We start from the raw sequence: 16112 nt of genomic DNA on the forward strand, positions 1-16112 counted from the left end.
TTTGCATGAACGCTGAAATCCTGGGGCCGCTGCGCGGCCCTTTCGCGGCACAAGGCCGCTCCTACACGGCCACAGACACCATCCCCATGTACAAAACCCTCGAAGCCCACATCCGCCAACAGGTCGCCCCCGCCGCCCTGCGCGCCGAGTTCCGCCAGCACGAATTCGAGGCCATGCGCCGCTTCTGCCTGCTGATCTTCTGCATCGGCATCGCCATCTGGCTGATCTTCGATCTGATCGTCAGTTACCTCGGCGGCCAGGGCTTCACCTGGCTGTCGGGGATATTCATCGCCCTGCTGTGCAGCCTCTGCGTGGTCCTGGGCTTCACCCGCAAGAGCCAGCATTTCGACGTGCTCAACCTGTTGTTCGTGGCAGTGATCACCCTGGCCATGCGCCTGGTGATCGAGGGCATCCCCATCGTCCTGCGCCCGGTGTGGCTGGTGCTCGGGGTGTCGACGGTGCTCTACGCCGTCTCGGTACTACCGGTGCGGCGCTGGTCGTTCTTCTGCGCCATGGCCATCACCTGGCTCATGCTCAACCCCTTCTACCACACGCGTATCGAGGCCCTGGAGCTCGAGGGTGCGATGCTGCTCAGCTACGCGGTGTTCCTCAGCGGCTTGGTGATCTACAGCTACCTGCGCATCCGCCAGGCCAAGCTGCACAACTTCTACCTGACCAAGGTGCTGCTGGAACAGGCCTACATCGACGCCCTGACTGAAATCCCCAACCGCCGCTCGTTCATGGCCAAGGCCGAAAAGCAGCTGCGCCAGGCGGATGCCGGGCAGTTCCTGGCGATGATCGACATCGACAACTTCAAGCAAGTCAACGACCGCTTCGGACATGACATCGGCGACGAGGTGCTCAAGCGCGTGGCGGCGCATATCAAAGCGGCGATGACCGGCTACGAGATCGCCCGGCTGGGCGGCGAGGAATTCGCGATCTTCTTCCAGGGGCTGGACGAGGCCGGCGCCGAACAGCAGGTCGCGGCGCTGTGCCGGCGGGTGCGCGAGGACCTCGGCGCGCATCCGGTGACCATCAGCATCGGCCTGGCCCGGATCGACAGCGGCGATAGCCTGAGCATGGCGCTGATCAGGGCGGACCAGGCGCTGTACGAGGCCAAGCACACCGGCAAGAACCGCTTCGTGACCTGGTCGGCAAGCCTGTCAGGGCAATGAACATCGCGGGGCAAGCCCGCTCCCACGCCAGCCTCCATCACCTGCCTCCAACACCTGCCTTCATCACCTGCCTTCATCACCTGCCTTCATCACCTGCCTTCATCACCAGCGTGGGAGCGGGCTTGCCCCGCGATGAGGCCGGCCCAGGCACTGAATCAACCAGCAGGCAAGCGAATCCTGAACTGCGCCCCACCCAGCGCCGACTGCGCCACCGTCAGCGTGCCCCCCTGCCCTTCGATGGCCCGGCGGCTGATCGCCAATCCCAACCCGAACCCACCGGTATTGCGATCACGGCTACGGTCCAAGCGATAGAACGGCTGGAAGATCCGCTCACGCTCCTCGGTCGGGATGCCGATGCCATCGTCCTCCACGGTCACCAGGCAGGCGCCGTCTTCTTCCCGGCGCAGGCGCAGCAGCAGGCTTTCATCGCAATAGCGCATGGCGTTGCGCACCAGGTTCTGCACGGCGCGGGCGGTCAGCCGCGGGTCGAGGACAAAGCGCGGCAGGTCGGTTTCGCAGCGCACCTCCCAACGGATGCCACGGTTGTCCAGCTCCTCGGCGAAACTGCCGAGCACGCTGTCCACCAGCTCCAGCAACGACACCTCGACCCGCTCGCGGGCCTGGTCGACGCTGTCCAGGCGGCTGTAGGACAGCAGCTCGAGCACCAGCTCGTCCAGCTCGCGCACGTGCCCCACCAGCCCCAGCAGGCGCTTGCGGCTGGCCGGCGGCACCTCGTCGAACAACAGCACCAGGCCGAAGTCCAGACGCGTCAGCGGCGTGCGCAGCTCATGGGAGACCGCGTTGAGCAGTTCGCGCTGCTGGTTGACCTGGCGCTCCAGGTCGCTGGCCATGGTGTCGAACACCCCGGCCAGTTCACCGATGTTCGAGCGTGGCGAAATAGACGTGCGCTCGGACATCTCGCCGCGCCCCAGGCGCCGGGCGGTGTCCTTCAACCGTTCGAGGTCGCGCCAGTGCGGCCATACCCACAGCAGCAGGCAGCCAAGCATGGCCGCGCCGATCAGCACGGTCACGCCCCAGGACAGCACGTTGATGTCCAGCGGATCGTCCGGCGAGTGCAGGCGCACCAGCCATTGCGAATCCAGCGGCGCCAGTACCGTTTCGTAGTAGCCCCAGTCGGCCATGCGCACCGCGTACAGGCCATGCTCGAGCCGGGCTTTTTCCTCGCCGCTCAGCTCGGCCTCGTCCATGCGCAGCAGGCGCACTTGCAGCGGCTTGAACACCTCGGCCAGGTCTTTTTCCACTGCCGGCCACTGCTCCCGCGGCGCCTGCTGGAACTGGCGCACGATCAGGGTCTGCACGCCTTTGGCCTGCTCGAGGTTGTAGGCCATGAAACGCTCATGGAACAGTCCGACGATGGTGTCGGGGATCAGCGCGATCGCCCCGGCATAGGCGACGATGATCACCAGGTACAGCCGCACCAGGATCTTGAGCATGGCCTGTCAGTACTCCCACTCGACCCGGCTGAACAGATACCCCTTGCCCCACACGGTCTTGATCTTGCGCGCCTCGCCGGCGCTGTCGTCGAAGCGCCGGCGCAGCTTGGAGATGGCCACGTCCACCGAGCGATCGGTGCCATTGAACTCGATGCCGCGCAGTTGCTGGAGGATACGGTCGCGGCTCATCACCTCGCCGGCGTTGCGCGCCAGCACCACCAGCAGGTTGTACTCGCCACTGGACAGCTCCACCTCCTCGCCGCGCCAGCTGACCGTGCGCTCGGCCAGGTCGATGCGCAGGCCGCCGACCTGGATCAGGTCGCTGTCCAGGCGCGGTTCGTTTACGCTGCTGCGGCGCAGCAGGGTGCGCACCCTGGCCAGCAGCACCCGGGGTTCGCAAGGCTTGGTGACGTAGTCGTCGGCGCCCATTTCCAGCCCCAGCACCTGGTCGTGGCTGTCGTCACGGGCGGTCAGCATGAGGATCGGCAGGCCCTGGGTTTCCTGGCGCAGTAAGCGGCACACCTGCAGGCCGTCGAGGCCCGGCAGCATCAGGTCGAGGATCACCAGGTCCGGTTTCTGCCGGCGGAACTCGTCCAGCACATGGTCGCCGCGGGCGATCACCCGGACATGGAAATCGTTGCGTTGCAGGTAGCTGGCGATCAGCTCGGACAGCGCGCTGTCGTCTTCGACCAGGAGAATGTTCGGCATAAGGGGATTTGACGAAAGATTGAAGTAAGGCAGGATATAGAATCCTGGGCGGGCCACCGCCGATTGTTCACACTTTTTCACACACGCCCAACACAGCTTAACAGCCGCCACCCGAACGGCTGCTTTAGCATACGCTGGATCAAACCTGGAAGATCCGTATGTCCATTCCCTGCCCTTCGCGCCTGCGCCCCTTGGCGCTGCTGGCGCTGATGACCCTTTCCCTGGCCGGTTGCAACGACGCCGCCGAACAGGAAGAACAAGCCCCGCCTTCCCAGGTCCGGGTCGAGACCCTGGCCGTGCAGCCATTGGCGATCAGCACTGAACTGAGCGGCCGCATCCTCGCGCCGCGTACCGCCGAGGTGCGCGCCCGGGTAGCCGGCGTGGTGCTCAAGCGGGTGTACCGCGAAGGCAGCGACGTCAAGCAAGGTGATGTGCTGTTCCTGATCGACCCGGCGCCGTTCAAGGCCGACTTCGACAGCGCCCGCGCCAGCCTGGCCAAGGCCGAGGCAACCCTGTACCAGGCCCGCCTGCAGGAGCAGCGCTACCGCGAGCTGGTCGACGACAAGGCGGTCAGCCGCCAGGAGTACGACAACGCCCGCGCCGCCTTCCTCCAGGCCGATGCTGCGGTCGGCGAAGCCAAGGCGGCGCTGGAACGGGCACGCCTGAACCTGGGCTACGCCACCGTCACCGCGCCGATCTCCGGACGCATCGGCCGCGCCCTGGTGACCGAGGGCGCGCTGGTCGGGCAAAGCGAAACCACGCCGCTGGCCACCATCCAGCAGTTGAACCCGATTCATGCCGATGTCACCCAGTCGACCCGCGAGCTCAATGCCCTGCGCCGCGCATTGCGCGCCGGCGAGCTGCAGCAGGTCGGCCAGGGCCAGGTCAAGGCCACGCTGATCCAGGATGACGGCAGCGCCTACCCGCTGGCCGGCAAGCTGCTGTTCTCGGACATCAGCGTCGACCCAAGCACCAACCAGATCACTTTGCGCAGCGAGTTCCCCAACCCCGACCTCGACCTGCTGCCAGGCAGCTACGTGCGCGTGCGCCTGGACCAGGCCGTACAGCCCCAGGGCATCAGCGTGCCGCAGCGCGCCATCCTGCGCGACAGCGCCGGCGTGCCCAAGGTGCTGCTGGTCGACCCGCAGGACCGCATCAGCGAACGCCAGGTGGTCCTGGGCAGCGCCCAGAGTGATCGCTGGATCGTCAGCGAGGGCCTGGCCCCCGGTGATCGCGTGGTGGTCGAGGGCCTGCAACACGTCAAGGCCGGGGACCAGGTCCAGGTCGACGAGCAGCCGGGCGCCTCCGCGGTCGCCCAACACACCGGCCAATGAGGGCCTGATCCATGCCGCAGTTCTTCATCGACCGCCCGGTATTTGCCTGGGTGGTCGCCCTGTTCATCCTCCTGGTCGGCGCCCTGGCCATCCCGCAGCTGCCGGTGGCCCAGTACCCCGACGTGGCGCCGCCGCAGGTGGAAATCTACGCCGTCTACCCGGGCGCCTCGGCGGCGACCATGGACGAGAGCGTGGTCAGCATCATCGAGCAGGAGCTCAACGGTGCCGACAACCTGCTCTACTTCGAGTCGCAGAGCAGCCTGGGCAGCGCCACCATCACCGCCAGTTTCCAGCCCGGCACCAACCCGGACCTGGCCCAGGTCGACGTGCAGAACCGCCTCAAGGTAATCGAGTCGCGCCTGCCGCGCCCGGTGACCCAGCAAGGCCTGCAGGTAGAAAAGGTGTCCACCGGTTTCCTGCTGCTGGCCACCCTCACCTCCGAGGATGGCAGCCTCGACGAGATCGCCCTGTCGGACATCCTCGCGCGCAACGTGATGAACGAGATCCGCCGCATCAAGGGCGTCGGCAAGGCACAGCTGTACGGCTCGGAGCGGGCCATGCGCATCTGGATCGACCCGGCCAAGCTGGTCGGCTTCAACCTCACGCCCAACGACGTGGCCGAGGCCATCGCCGCGCAGAACGCCCAGGTCGCCCCCGGCAGCATCGGCGACCTGCCCAGCCGGCCGACCCAGGAGATCACCGCCAACGTGGTGGTCAAGGGCCAGCTGAGCACCCCCGAGGAATTCGCCGCCATCGTCCTGCGCGCCAACACCGACGGCTCGACCGTTACCGTCGGTGATGTCGCCCGGGTCGAGATCGGCGCCCAGGAGTACCAGTACGGCACGCGCCTGAACGGCAAGGCCACCAGCGCCTTCAGCGTCAAGCTGTCACCCGGCGCCAATGCCATGGAAACCGCGGGCCTGGTCAAGCAGAAGCTCGACGAGCTGGCGCGCTACTTCCCGGCCGGGGTGAAGTACGACATCCCCTACGACACCTCGCCGTTCGTCAAGGTCTCGATCCAGCAGGTGATCAACACCCTGGTCGAGGCCATGGTGCTAGTGTTCGCGGTGATGTTCCTGTTCCTGCAGAACTTCCGTTACACCCTGATCCCGACCCTGGTGGTGCCGGTGGCGCTGATGGGCACCTTCGCGGTGATGAACGCGCTGGGCTTCTCGATCAACGTGCTGACCCTGTTCGGCATGGTGCTGGCCATCGGCATCCTGGTGGATGACGCCATCGTCGTGGTGGAGAACGTCGAGCGGATCATGGCCGAGGAAGGCCTGCCGCCCAAGGAAGCCACACGCAAGGCCATGGGCCAGATCAGCGGCGCCATAGTCGGCATCACCCTGGTGCTGGTGGCGGTGTTCCTGCCGATGGCCTTCATGAAGGGCTCGGTAGGCGTGATCTACCAGCAGTTCTCGGTGTCGATGGCGGTGTCGATCCTGTTCTCGGCGTTCCTCGCCCTGAGCCTGACCCCAGCGCTGTGCGCCACCCTGCTCAAGCCCCTGGAAAAGGGCGAGCACCATGAGCGCAAGGGTTTCTTCGGCTGGTTCAACCGCCGCTTCGAAGGCATGAGCAACGGCTACCAGCGCTGGGTGACCCACGCCCTGGCCCGCAGCGGCCGCTACCTGCTGGTGTATGCCGCGCTGCTGGCGGTGCTCGGCTACGGCTTCAGCCAGCTGCCCACCGCCTTCCTGCCCACCGAGGACCAGGGCTATACCATCACCGACATCCAGCTGCCGCCGGGCGCCAGCCAGGCGCGGACCATCGAGGTGGCGCAGCAGATCGAGGCGCACAACGGCGAAGAGCCGGGCGTGGCCAACACCACGCTGATCCTCGGTTTCAGCTTCTCCGGCAGCGGGCAGAACGCGGCGCTGGCCTTCACCACGCTCAAGGACTGGTCCGAACGCGGTGGCGACGACAGCGCGCAGTCCATCGCCGACCGCGCCACCCTGGCCTTCACCCAGCTCAAGGACGCCATCGCCTACGCGGTGCTGCCGCCACCGGTGGACGGCCTGGGCGAGTCGACCGGCTTCGAGTTCCGCCTGCAGGACCGTGGCGGCATGGGCCACACCGTGCTCATGGAGGCCCGCGACCAACTGCTGGAGGCGGCGCGCAAGAGCAAGGTGCTGGTCAATGTGCGCGAAGCCTCGCTGGCCGAAAGCCCCCAGGTGGAACTGGAAATCGATCGGCGCCAGGCCAATGCCCTGGGTGTTTCGTTCGCCGATATCGGCGCGGTGCTCGACACTGCGGTGGGCTCCAACTACGTCAACGACTTCCCCAACCAGGGCCGCATGCAGCGGGTGGTGGTGCAGGCCGAAGGCGACCGGCGCAGCCAGGTCGAGGACCTGCTGAAGATCCATGTGCGCAACAACAGCGGCAAGATGGTGCCCCTGGGCGCCTTCGTCACGGCCCACTGGCAGTCCGGACCGGTGCAGCTGACCCGCTACAACGGCTACCCGGCGGTGTCGATCTCCGGCGAGCCGGCGGCCGGCTACAGCTCGGGCGAGGCCATGGCCGAGATCGAGCACCTGGTCGCCCAGTTGCCGGCCGGTTCCGGCCTGGAATGGACCGGCCTGTCGCTGCAGGAGCGTCTGTCCGGCAGCCAGGCCCCGCTGCTGATGGCGTTGTCGCTGCTGGTGGTGTTCCTGTGCCTGGCGGCGCTGTACGAAAGTTGGTCGATCCCCACCGCGGTGCTGCTGGTGGTGCCCCTGGGCGTGCTCGGCGCGGTACTCGCCGTGACCCTGCGCGGGATGCCCAACGATGTGTTCTTCAAGGTCGGCCTGATCACCCTGATCGGCCTGTCGGCAAAGAACGCCATCCTGATCATCGAGTTCGCCAAGGACCTGGTGGACCAGGGGCACGACGCGGTGGACGCGGCGATCCAGGCCGCGCGCCTGCGCCTGCGCCCGATCGTGATGACCTCGCTGGCGTTCATCCTCGGCGTGGTGCCCCTGGCCATCGCCAGCGGCGCCAGCTCGGCCAGCCAGCAGGCGATCGGCACCGGGGTGATCGGCGGCATGCTCAGCGCCACCTTCGCCGTGGTGTTCGTGCCGGTGTTCTTCGTCGTGGTGATGCGCCTGGCCGGGCGTGGCCGGACAAGGACGGCCGAGGCAGCTACCCACGAGGCCTGACTGGACAAGCCCCGCGGTAAATGGGAGGGTTCCCGGCATTGACCGCCCGGAACCCTTTTTCATGCCTGACGCCCTCCCCCCCTGTTCCATCCTTATCCTCGCCGGTGGTCGTGGCCAGCGCATGGGCGGCCGCGACAAGGGCCTGGTGGCCTGGCGCGGCGAGCCGCTGGTGGCCCATGTGCAACGTGCCGTGCGGGCGCTCAGCGATGACCTGGTGATCTCCTGCAACCGCAACCAGGCGGCCTATGCGGCGTATGCCGACCAGCTTGTCGGCGATGCCGAAGCAGATTTTCCCGGTCCGCTGGCCGGGGTCATCAGCGGGCTCAAGGTGGCGCGGCATGAATGGGTGGTGCTGCTGGCCTGCGATGCGCCGCGGATCGACCGGGCCTTGATCGAAGACCTGCTGGCCCTGGCGGTGGCCCGCGACAGCGCGGCCATGGTACGCCAAGGTGGGTACTGGCAGCCGATGTTCAGTGTGTTGCCGCGGCGGTTGCTGCCGCTGCTGGAGCAGGCCTGGCAGGCGGGGGAGCGGAGTTTGCAGAAGGCGTTGCTGCAGGCGAGCGTCCAGGGGCTGGAGTGTGTCGAGGACGATCCGCGATTGAGCAACTTCAACAGCCCGGATCTGCTGCAGGATTAACCTGTCCACGATCCTCTGTAGGAGCGGCCTTGTGCCGCGAAAGGGCTGCGTAGCGGCCCCGGCAATCTGCGCTTCGCCACGAGATCTTGGGGCTGCTGTGCAGCCCTTTCGCGGCACAAGGCCGCTCCTACACAGATTGTGTAAGCCCAAATAAAAAAGCCCCGGGCAAAGATCCCCCGGGGCCGAGCGGTTGGAATCCCCAACCAAAGGAGTCTTTCAGCCCTCGTCCGGCCAACCACCGCCCAGGGCGCGGAACAGATCGACCAACGCCAGCTGGCGCTGGGTGCTGGCCTCGATGAAGGCCGCTTCGTTGACATAACCGCTGCGCTGCGCATCCAGGTAGCGCAGGTGGCTGTCCACGCCGCCCTCGTAGCGCGCCTTGGCCAGCGCCACGGTCGCCCGGCTGGTGTCGGCCAGGGCCCGGCGCGCCGCTTCCTCGCGGCGCAAGGTGTCGGTGGCGGCCAGGGCGTCGGCGACTTCGCGGAAGGCGGTCTGGATCGTGCCCTCATAGGCCGCCACCGCCGAATCCTTGCGCGCCTCGGCCAGGCTCAGGCCGGCCTTGTTGCGCCCGGCGTCGAACAGCGGCAGCGACAGCTGCGGCATGAAGCTCCAGCTGCGCGAACCGCCGTCGAACAGCCCGGACATCTGCGCGCTGGAAGTACCGAAGCTGCCGGTCAGGCTGATCCGCGGGAAGAACGCCGCCCGCGCCGCGCCGATATCGGCATTGCGCGCCCGCAGCCGGTGCTCGGCGGCGAGGATGTCCGGGCGGCGCTCGAGCAGCGCCGACGGCGCGCCTGGGGCGATGTCCTGCAGGACCAGCGGCGCCTCGCCGCGCTCGGCCGGGATCGCCTTGGCCGCGTCCGCGCTGCCCAGCAGCAACACCAGGGCGTTGTAGGCCTGGCGCTGCTCGCGCACGATGCCTTCGAGCTCGGCCCGCGACTGCTCGACCAGCCCCAGTGCTTCCTGGTGATCCAGCGCCGTGGCCGTGCCAGCAGCGCGCCGCTGGCCGACCAGGGCCAGCGAATCCTCGCGGCTGGCCAGGGTCTGGCGGGTCAGCGCCAGGCGCCGCTCGGCGCCGTCCAGGGTCAGGTAGGCCTGGCTGACCTCGGCGATCAGGGCAATGCGTGCGGCACGGCCAACTTCCTCGGTGGCCAGGTACTGTTCCAGGGCCGCATCACTCAGGCTCTTCACCCGGCCGAACAAATCGACCTCGTACTCCGGCAGCGACAAGCCCACCTGATAAGTACTGCTGACACCCTCGCGGCCATTGCTCGACAAGTCGGCCGGCAGGTGCTGACGGTTGCCGGAGGCCCCGGCATTCAAGCCCGGCACCCGGTCGGCGCGCTGGATGCGGTACTGCGCGCGGGCCTGCTCGATATCGAGCAAGGTCTGGCGCAGCGAGCGGTTGTTGTCCAGCGCGGTACCCACCAGCTGGCGCAGGGACGGGTCGACGATAAACGCCTGCCAGTCCAGTTGCTCCACCGACTTGCCGTGGTGGCCGGCGGCATCGCCCCACGCGGTCGCCACCGGTGCCTCGGGGCGCTGGTAGGTCGGCGCCATGGAGCAGCCGGCCAAGGTGACGGCCAGCGCGAACGGAATTGCAAGATTGCGCATGAGCATCACTTGGTCACCTCGACAGCGTGTTGCACGGGGGCCGGCTTGCGCTTGAGCAGCTTCAGCACGAATACGAAACAGATCGGCACGAACACCACGCCCAGCAAGGTGGCGCTGAGCATGCCGCCGATCACCCCGGTACCGATGGCGCGCTGGCTGGCCGCACCGGCGCCGGTGGCGATGGCCAGCGGCACCACGCCGAGGATGAAGGCCATGGAGGTCATCACGATCGGGCGGAAACGCAGGCGCGCGGCTTCAATGGCGGCGTCGCTCAAGCTGTAGCCTTTCTCCCACAGCTCCTTGGCGAACTCGACGATCAGGATGGCGTTCTTCGCCGCCAGGCCAATGATGGTGATCAGGCCGACCTTGAAGTACACATCGTTGGGCAGGCCGGTGAGCATCACCGCCCACACCGCGCCCAGGGCGCCGATCGGCACGATCAGCATCACCGTCAGCGGGATCGCCCAGCTTTCGTACAGCGCCACCAGCAGCAGGAACACCACCAGGATGGCCAGGGCGAACAAGGCCGTGGCCTGGCCGCTGGAGACCTTCTCCTGGTACGACAGGCCCGTCCAGGCATAGCCGATGCCAGGCGGCAGCTCGCTGACCAGGCGCTCCATCTCGGCCATCGCCTGGCCGGTGCTGTGGCCGGGCGCGGCGTCACCGGCGATGCGAATCGACGGATAGCCGTTGTAGCGCACCAGCTGCACCGGGCCCTCTTCCCACTTGGTGGTGACGAAGGCACTGAACGGTACCTGCTCGCCTGCGGCATTAGGGGCATACAGGCGCAGCACGCTTTCCGGGGTCATGCGCTCACCCTGCTCGGCCTGCACCACCACGCGCTGCTGGCGCCCGGCGTTGCTGAAGTCGTTGATCACCGCCGAACCGAAGGCGGTGGCCAGGGTGCTGTTGATGGTTTCGAAGCTCACGCCCAGGGCGCGGGCCTTCTCGCGGTCGATCTGCACGCGCAGCTGCGGTGCCTCGGCCAGGCCTTCCATCATCGCGTAGAGGATCACCGGGTTGCCGTTGGCACGGGCCAGCAGCTGGTCGCGGGCCGCCAGCAGTGCTTCGCGGCCCAGGCCGCCACGGTCCATCAGGCGCAGGGCGAAACCGCCCGAGTTGCCCAGGCCATCGATCGGCGGCGGCATGACCGCCGTGATGGTGCCGTCGCCATTGGCCGCGAACTGGGCGTTGATGGCGGCGGTTTCCGCCTCGGCCGACTGCTCGGGGCCGCGCACGGACCAATCCTTGAAGGTCGGGAACGCCAGCGCGGCATTGTCGCCCTGGCCCGAGAAGCTGAAGCCGCTGACGATGAACGAGCTGGCCGTCGCCTCGCGGGACATCAGGAATTGCTCCAGCGCCTCGGCGGTGTGGTCGGTACGCACCCGGCTGGCGCCCGGCGGCAGTTGCACGTCGACAATGCTGTAACCCAGGTCCTCCGAAGGCACGAAGGCTTCCGGCAGACGCAGGTAGGAATAACCGAGCACCACCAGGATGCCGACGTAGGCCAGCATCCAGCGACCGGCGCGGGCCACCAGAGCGCTGTTCATTACCGAGTAGCGCTCGGTCACGCGGGCGAAGGCGCGGTTGAAGGCACCGAAGAAACCGCCCTTCTCATGGTGGCCATGGGGCACCGGCTTGAGCAGCGTGGCGCACAGCGCCGGGGTGAAGGTCAGGGCGAGGAAGCCGGAGAACAGGATCGACACCGCCAGCGACACCGAGAACTGCTGGTAGATCACCCCCACGGAACCGGACATGAACGCCAGCGGCAGGAACACCGCCGCCAGCACCAGGGTGATGCCGATGATCGCCCCGGACACCTGCCCCATCGCCTTGATGGTCGCGTCCACCGGCGACAGGCCCTCCTCGGCCATCAGCCGCTCGACGTTCTCCACCACCACGATGGCGTCGTCCACCAGGATGCCGATGGCCAGCACCATGCCGAACATGGTCATCATGTTCACCGAGAAGCCGAGCAGCTTCATGATCATCAGCGTGCCCAGCAGGCACACCGGTACCACGATCGACGGGATCAGGGTGTAGCGCACGTTCTGCAGGAACAGGAACATCACCAGGAACACCAGCACCATGGCTTCGATCAGGGTGTGGATGACCTTCTCGATGGCCACGTCGACGAAGCGCGAGGTGTCGTAGGGCACCGAGTACTCGACGCCCTCGGGGAAGAACTGCGCAAGCTCGGCCAGGCGCTCCTTGACCAGCGTCGCGGTCTGGATGGCGTTGGCACCGGGCGCCAGCTGCACCGCACCGGCCACGGCCGGGTGGCCGTCCAGGCGCGAGGACAGGTTGTAGTTCTCGCTGCCGATGGCCAGCCGCGCGACATCGCCCAGGCGCACGCTGGAGCCGTCCGGGTTGGCGCGCAAAACGATGCCGGCGAAGGCCTCGGGAGTATCGAGGGTGCCCTGCACCGCCAGGGTCGCGGTCAGCTCCTGTTCGCTGGCACCCGGCGTGCTGCCGAAGCTGCCGGCCGGCACCTGGACGTTCTGGCCACGGATGGCGTTGTTGATGTCGTCGATGGACAGGCCATAGCCCACCAGTTTCTGCGGATCGACCCAGACCCGCATGGCCGCTTCGGCGGCGAAGAACTGCAGCTTGCCCACGCCCGGCACACGCAGCAATTCGTTGTTGATGTTGCGCGCGGCGTAGTCGGCCAGGGCCGTGGTGTCGCCACGGTCGCCGGCCTTGCTGGTCAGGGCGTAGATCAGCAGGAAGCCGGAGCTGGCCTGCTCCACCTTCAGGCCCTGGGTCAGCACCGCCTGGGGCATGCGCGCCTCGGCCTGCTTCAGGCGGTTCTGCACGTCGACCTGGGCCATGTCCGGCTTGGTGCCTGGCTCGAAGGTCACCAGCACCTCGGCGACGCCGTTGGAGTTGTTGGTGGACTCGTAGTACAGCAGGCCCTTGGCGCCGTTGAGGGACTCCTCGATGATGCTGGTCACCGATTCCACCAGTACCTTGGCCGAAGCGCCCGGGTAGGTGGCGGTGATGGAGATCTGTGGCGGTGCCACGCTGGGGTACTGGGCCACCGGCAACGCCGGGATCACCAGCAGGCCGGCCAGGGAAATGAACAGCGCCACGACCCAGGCGAAGTTGGGGCGATTGATGAAGAACTTGGACATCTCGCTACCCTCGCCTTATTTCGCCGCGACCGGCTGCGCCTGTGCCGGCACCACGGGCATGCCCGGGGCCAGGCCGGCCGGGCTGCCGACGATGACCTGGTCACCGCCGCGCAGGCCTTCGACGACCTGCCAGCGCGAACCCTGCATCACGCCGGTGCGCACGCTGCGCGCCTCGGCCAGGCTGCCAGTGCCGACCACCATCACCCGCGCCTCGCCGTCGCTGCCGCGCTGCACCGCCCGTTGCGGCACCAGGATGGCCTGCTGGTCGGTGCCCTGGGGGGTGCGCACGCGCACGTACATGCCCGGCAGGAGAATGCCGTCGGCATTGTCGAAGCGCCCGCGCAGGGTGACCTGGCCGGTGCCGCGGTCGACCGCCACGTCGGTGAACATCAGCGCGCCCTGGCGCTGGTAGTCGGTGCCTTCCACCTGGGCCGTCAGCGCCTTGTCGTCGCCGCCACCGAGGGCGCCGTCCTTGAGGGCCTGGCGCAGGCGCAGGGCGTCGGCGGCGGACTGGGTGAAGTCGACGTAGATCGGATCGAGCTGCTGGATGCGCGCCATCAGCGTGGCATCGCCCTGCCCGACCAGCGCGCCTTCGGTGGCCAGGGCGCGACCGATGCGCCCGGAGATCGGCGCGGTGACCGTGGCATAGCCCAGGTTCAGGCGCGCGGTCTGCACGTCGGCCTGGGCCGAACGCACGGCGGCCTGGGCGCTGCGCAGCTCGGCGGTGGCGCTGTCGAAGTCCTGCTGGCTCACCGCTTCGATCTTCACCAGCGGCGCATAGCGTTTTACCCGCGCCTGGGCTTCGTGCTGCACGGCCTGGGCCCGGGCCAGGTCGGCCTCGGCGCGGGCCAGGGCGGCCTTGAACGGCGCCGGGTCGATCTGGAACAGCACATCGCCGACCTTGACGTCGGCACCTTCCTCGAAACGCTTGTGCAGGACGATGCCGGCCACCCGCGCACGCACCTCGGCCACCCGCATCGGCTCGACCCGGCCTGGCAAGGTCGAGGCCAGGGCCAGTGGCTCGGCGGCCACGGTCACGATTTCCACCGGAAACGCCGTTTCAGCGCCGACCTGCTGTTCATCGGCCGCCCCGCAGCCAGCCAGGGCTACTGCCACTGCCAGCCAGCTGGCCACTCCTATTGCACGCAAATTGCTCATGAACTCACCCGAGCCGTTAACTAAATTTGGCGCGAATGGTACTAACACATTCGATTTGAGTCAATTTAGTCTCATTTGAAGTTTTTGTGAAAAGTTGTAATGACCACCTCCGATCGTCGGGTCGTCGCAGTCCAGGCCCATGGCAGGCGTCAAATGAAACACAACGCCTGAGGAGATCCGCCATGACCCTGCACGCCGTGGCCAGCCTCGACCAGCTCGAGGAACACCGCCCCCTGCGCGTCCAGGCCGGCACCGAGGACATCGTCCTGGTGCGCCAGGGCGAATTGGTGAAGGCCTACCAGGCCAACTGCCCGCATGAGGGCGCGCCCCTGGAAGAGGGCGCGGTCTGTGGCGGGCTGCTGGTCTGCCCCTGGCACAAGGCCGCCTTCGCCGTGGACGAGGGCGCGGTCTGCGAACCGCCGGCCCTGACCGGCCTGCGCCGCCATGCCGTAGAGCTCAGGGATGGCCAGGTCTGGGTCGACGACCAGCCGTTGCCCGAGACAGCACCGCCGCGCCACAGTGACGCCCGCACCTTCGTCGTGGTGGGCGCCGGCGCCGCCGGCTCGGCCGCCATCGCCACCCTGCTCGAGCATGGCTTTGCCGGGCGCCTGCTGTGGATCGACCAGGAACAGCCGAACGCCTACGATCGCACCGCCCTGAGCAAGTTCGTCATCGCCGGGCAGATGCCGGTGGACGAAGTGCCGACCCTGCTGGCCCCGGACGCCCTGCGCCGCGGCCAGCTGCAGCGCCTGCACGGCAAGGTGCGCGCCGTGGATGCCGGCAAGCGCGTGATCACCCTGGCCGACGGCCAGAAGCTGAAGTACGACGCCGCCCTGCTGGCCACCGGCGGCAAACCCAGGCGCCCCGAGCTCCCCGGCGTGCAGTTGCCCGGCATCTGCGTGCTGCGCTCGCGCACGGATGCCGCGCAGCTGCTCGACCTGGCCGAGCCGGGCCAGCCGGTGGTGATCGTCGGCGATGGTTTCATCGGCCTGGAGGCCGCCAGCGCCTTGCGCAAGTACGGCCTGCAGGTGCATGTGGTCACGCGTCACGCCATCCCGCTGGCCCGGCAGCTGGGCGAGCGCAAGGGCGTGGTATTCCACGGGCCGACCGAGGTGAGCGGCTTCGAAGGCCGGGAGCGGGTCGAGGCCGTGTTGCTGGCCACTGGCGAGCGCCTGGCAACCCCGCTGGTGCTGCTCGGCACCGGCGTCAGCCCGGCCACCGGCTACCTGCACGACCTGCCCCTGGCCGAGGACCGTTCGCTGACGGTGGATGCCCACCTGCAGGCCGCCGACGGCCTGTGGGCGGCCGGTGATATCGCCACCTTCCCCCTGGCCGGACGCCCGGTGCGCATCGAGCACTGGCGCCTGGCCCAGCAGCATGGGGTGATCGCCGCCGCCAACATGCTCGGCGAGCACCGCCGCTACGACGACGTGCCGTTTTTCTGGACCTACCAGCACGGGCGCACCTACGAAGTGCTCGGGCATGCCAGCGGCTGGAACCGCATCGAGTACGTCGGCACCCCGGAACAGGGCGACTTCATCGCCCTGCAGTGCCTGGACGACCAGGTCGAGGCGGTGATCGCCAAGGGCCACGCACGGGCCATGGCGGTGCTGTCGCAGCGGCTGAAACGACCGCTGTCGAGTCGCGAGGCGCGTGATCTGATCGATGCCTGGCCGGATTGAAACGGCGCCCGCCGCACGCTTTCAATGCCGGACGGAACTGTGTAAAAGAGGGAAACCCCCCTCAAGGCGTCAGAAAAGGATT

10 protein-coding genes are annotated in these 16112 nt (G+C 67.7%); 5 read left to right on the plus strand and 5 right to left on the minus strand.

All coding sequences use genetic code 11. The features are described 5' to 3' along the window. Positions 1 to 86: 86 nt before the first annotated feature. On the plus strand, positions 87 to 1175 hold the full coding sequence (locus NMG10_RS16085; protein WP_254464718.1) for a diguanylate cyclase: 1089 nt from the start codon (positions 87 to 89) through the stop codon (positions 1173 to 1175). Positions 1176 to 1330: 155 nt separating this feature from the next. Here the strand turns inward: NMG10_RS16085 and NMG10_RS16090 are convergent, their stop codons facing one another. After that, positions 1331 to 2629 carry an ATP-binding protein gene (locus NMG10_RS16090; RefSeq protein WP_203647117.1) on the minus strand — a complete coding sequence of 433 codons (1299 nt, stop codon included), beginning with the start codon at positions 2627 to 2629 and terminating at the stop codon, positions 1331 to 1333. Positions 2630 to 2635: 6 nt separating this feature from the next. Next, the gene (locus tag NMG10_RS16095) at positions 2636 to 3337 is read right to left on the minus strand and encodes a response regulator transcription factor (protein WP_050705882.1); all 702 of its coding nucleotides are present in this window, start codon (positions 3335 to 3337) and stop codon (positions 2636 to 2638) included. A gap of 158 nt (positions 3338 to 3495) precedes the next feature. Between NMG10_RS16095 and NMG10_RS16100 the strand changes: the two genes are divergently transcribed. The 3 genes from NMG10_RS16100 to mobA all read left to right on the plus strand — a co-directional run bounded on the left by NMG10_RS16100 (position 3496) and on the right by mobA (position 8442). Continuing rightward, positions 3496 to 4671, plus strand: coding sequence for an efflux RND transporter periplasmic adaptor subunit (locus tag NMG10_RS16100; RefSeq protein WP_232856464.1), 1176 nt, complete (start codon positions 3496 to 3498; stop codon positions 4669 to 4671). An 11-nt stretch (positions 4672 to 4682) separates the two neighbouring features. Further along, positions 4683 to 7805, plus strand: a complete 3123-nt coding sequence (locus tag NMG10_RS16105; protein WP_254464697.1) for an efflux RND transporter permease subunit — start codon at positions 4683 to 4685, stop codon at positions 7803 to 7805. A gap of 61 nt (positions 7806 to 7866) precedes the next feature. Then, complete coding sequence (gene mobA, locus NMG10_RS16110) at positions 7867 to 8442, plus strand: molybdenum cofactor guanylyltransferase MobA (protein ID WP_232856462.1); 576 nt, start codon at positions 7867 to 7869, stop codon at positions 8440 to 8442. A gap of 216 nt (positions 8443 to 8658) precedes the next feature. Here the strand turns inward: mobA and NMG10_RS16115 are convergent, their stop codons facing one another. The 3 genes from NMG10_RS16115 to NMG10_RS16125 are packed head-to-tail and all read right to left on the minus strand — an operon-like array spanning position 8659 to position 14348. After that, positions 8659 to 10062 carry an efflux transporter outer membrane subunit gene (locus NMG10_RS16115; protein WP_254464698.1) on the minus strand — a complete coding sequence of 468 codons (1404 nt, stop codon included), beginning with the start codon at positions 10060 to 10062 and terminating at the stop codon, positions 8659 to 8661. Then, positions 10062 to 13190 (minus strand): efflux RND transporter permease subunit, encoded by a 3129-nt coding sequence (locus NMG10_RS16120; RefSeq protein WP_254464699.1) that lies wholly within the window; start codon positions 13188 to 13190, stop codon positions 10062 to 10064. The genes NMG10_RS16115 and NMG10_RS16120 overlap by 1 nt, the downstream gene beginning before the upstream one ends. A 15-nt stretch (positions 13191 to 13205) precedes the next feature. After that, a complete protein-coding gene (locus NMG10_RS16125; RefSeq protein ID WP_254464700.1) occupies positions 13206 to 14348 on the minus strand; it encodes a MexC family multidrug efflux RND transporter periplasmic adaptor subunit in 1143 nt (380 codons plus the stop codon). 182 nt (positions 14349 to 14530) lie between these two features. Here NMG10_RS16125 and NMG10_RS16130 point away from each other — a divergent pair, with 182 nt between their 5' ends. Beyond that, entirely contained in the window at positions 14531 to 16030 is a 1500-nt protein-coding gene (locus tag NMG10_RS16130) for an FAD-dependent oxidoreductase (RefSeq protein WP_254464701.1), read from the plus strand. Positions 16031 to 16112 lie beyond the last annotated feature (82 nt).

This window comes from Pseudomonas sp. DVZ6 (genome assembly GCF_024259445.1).
GTDB classification, from domain to species: Bacteria; Pseudomonadota; Gammaproteobacteria; order Pseudomonadales; family Pseudomonadaceae; genus Aquipseudomonas; species Aquipseudomonas peradeniyensis.

Excerpts from the sequence above, each read along its gene's own strand:
- NMG10_RS16085 (WP_254464718.1), top strand. The coding sequence starts at position 87 with ATGTACAAAACCCTCGAAGCCCACATCCGCCAACAGGTCGCCCCCGCC.
- NMG10_RS16090 (WP_203647117.1), bottom strand. The coding sequence starts at position 2,629 with ATGCTCAAGATCCTGGTGCGGCTGTACCTGGTGATCATCGTCGCCTAT.
- NMG10_RS16095 (WP_050705882.1), bottom strand. The coding sequence starts at position 3,337 with ATGCCGAACATTCTCCTGGTCGAAGACGACAGCGCGCTGTCCGAGCTG.
- NMG10_RS16100 (WP_232856464.1), top strand. The coding sequence starts at position 3,496 with ATGTCCATTCCCTGCCCTTCGCGCCTGCGCCCCTTGGCGCTGCTGGCG.
- NMG10_RS16105 (WP_254464697.1), top strand. The coding sequence starts at position 4,683 with ATGCCGCAGTTCTTCATCGACCGCCCGGTATTTGCCTGGGTGGTCGCC.
- mobA (WP_232856462.1), top strand. The coding sequence starts at position 7,867 with ATGCCTGACGCCCTCCCCCCCTGTTCCATCCTTATCCTCGCCGGTGGT.
- NMG10_RS16115 (WP_254464698.1), bottom strand. The coding sequence starts at position 10,062 with ATGCTCATGCGCAATCTTGCAATTCCGTTCGCGCTGGCCGTCACCTTG.
- NMG10_RS16120 (WP_254464699.1), bottom strand. The coding sequence starts at position 13,190 with ATGTCCAAGTTCTTCATCAATCGCCCCAACTTCGCCTGGGTCGTGGCG.
- NMG10_RS16125 (WP_254464700.1), bottom strand. The coding sequence starts at position 14,348 with ATGAGCAATTTGCGTGCAATAGGAGTGGCCAGCTGGCTGGCAGTGGCA.
- NMG10_RS16130 (WP_254464701.1), top strand. The coding sequence starts at position 14,531 with ATGACCCTGCACGCCGTGGCCAGCCTCGACCAGCTCGAGGAACACCGC.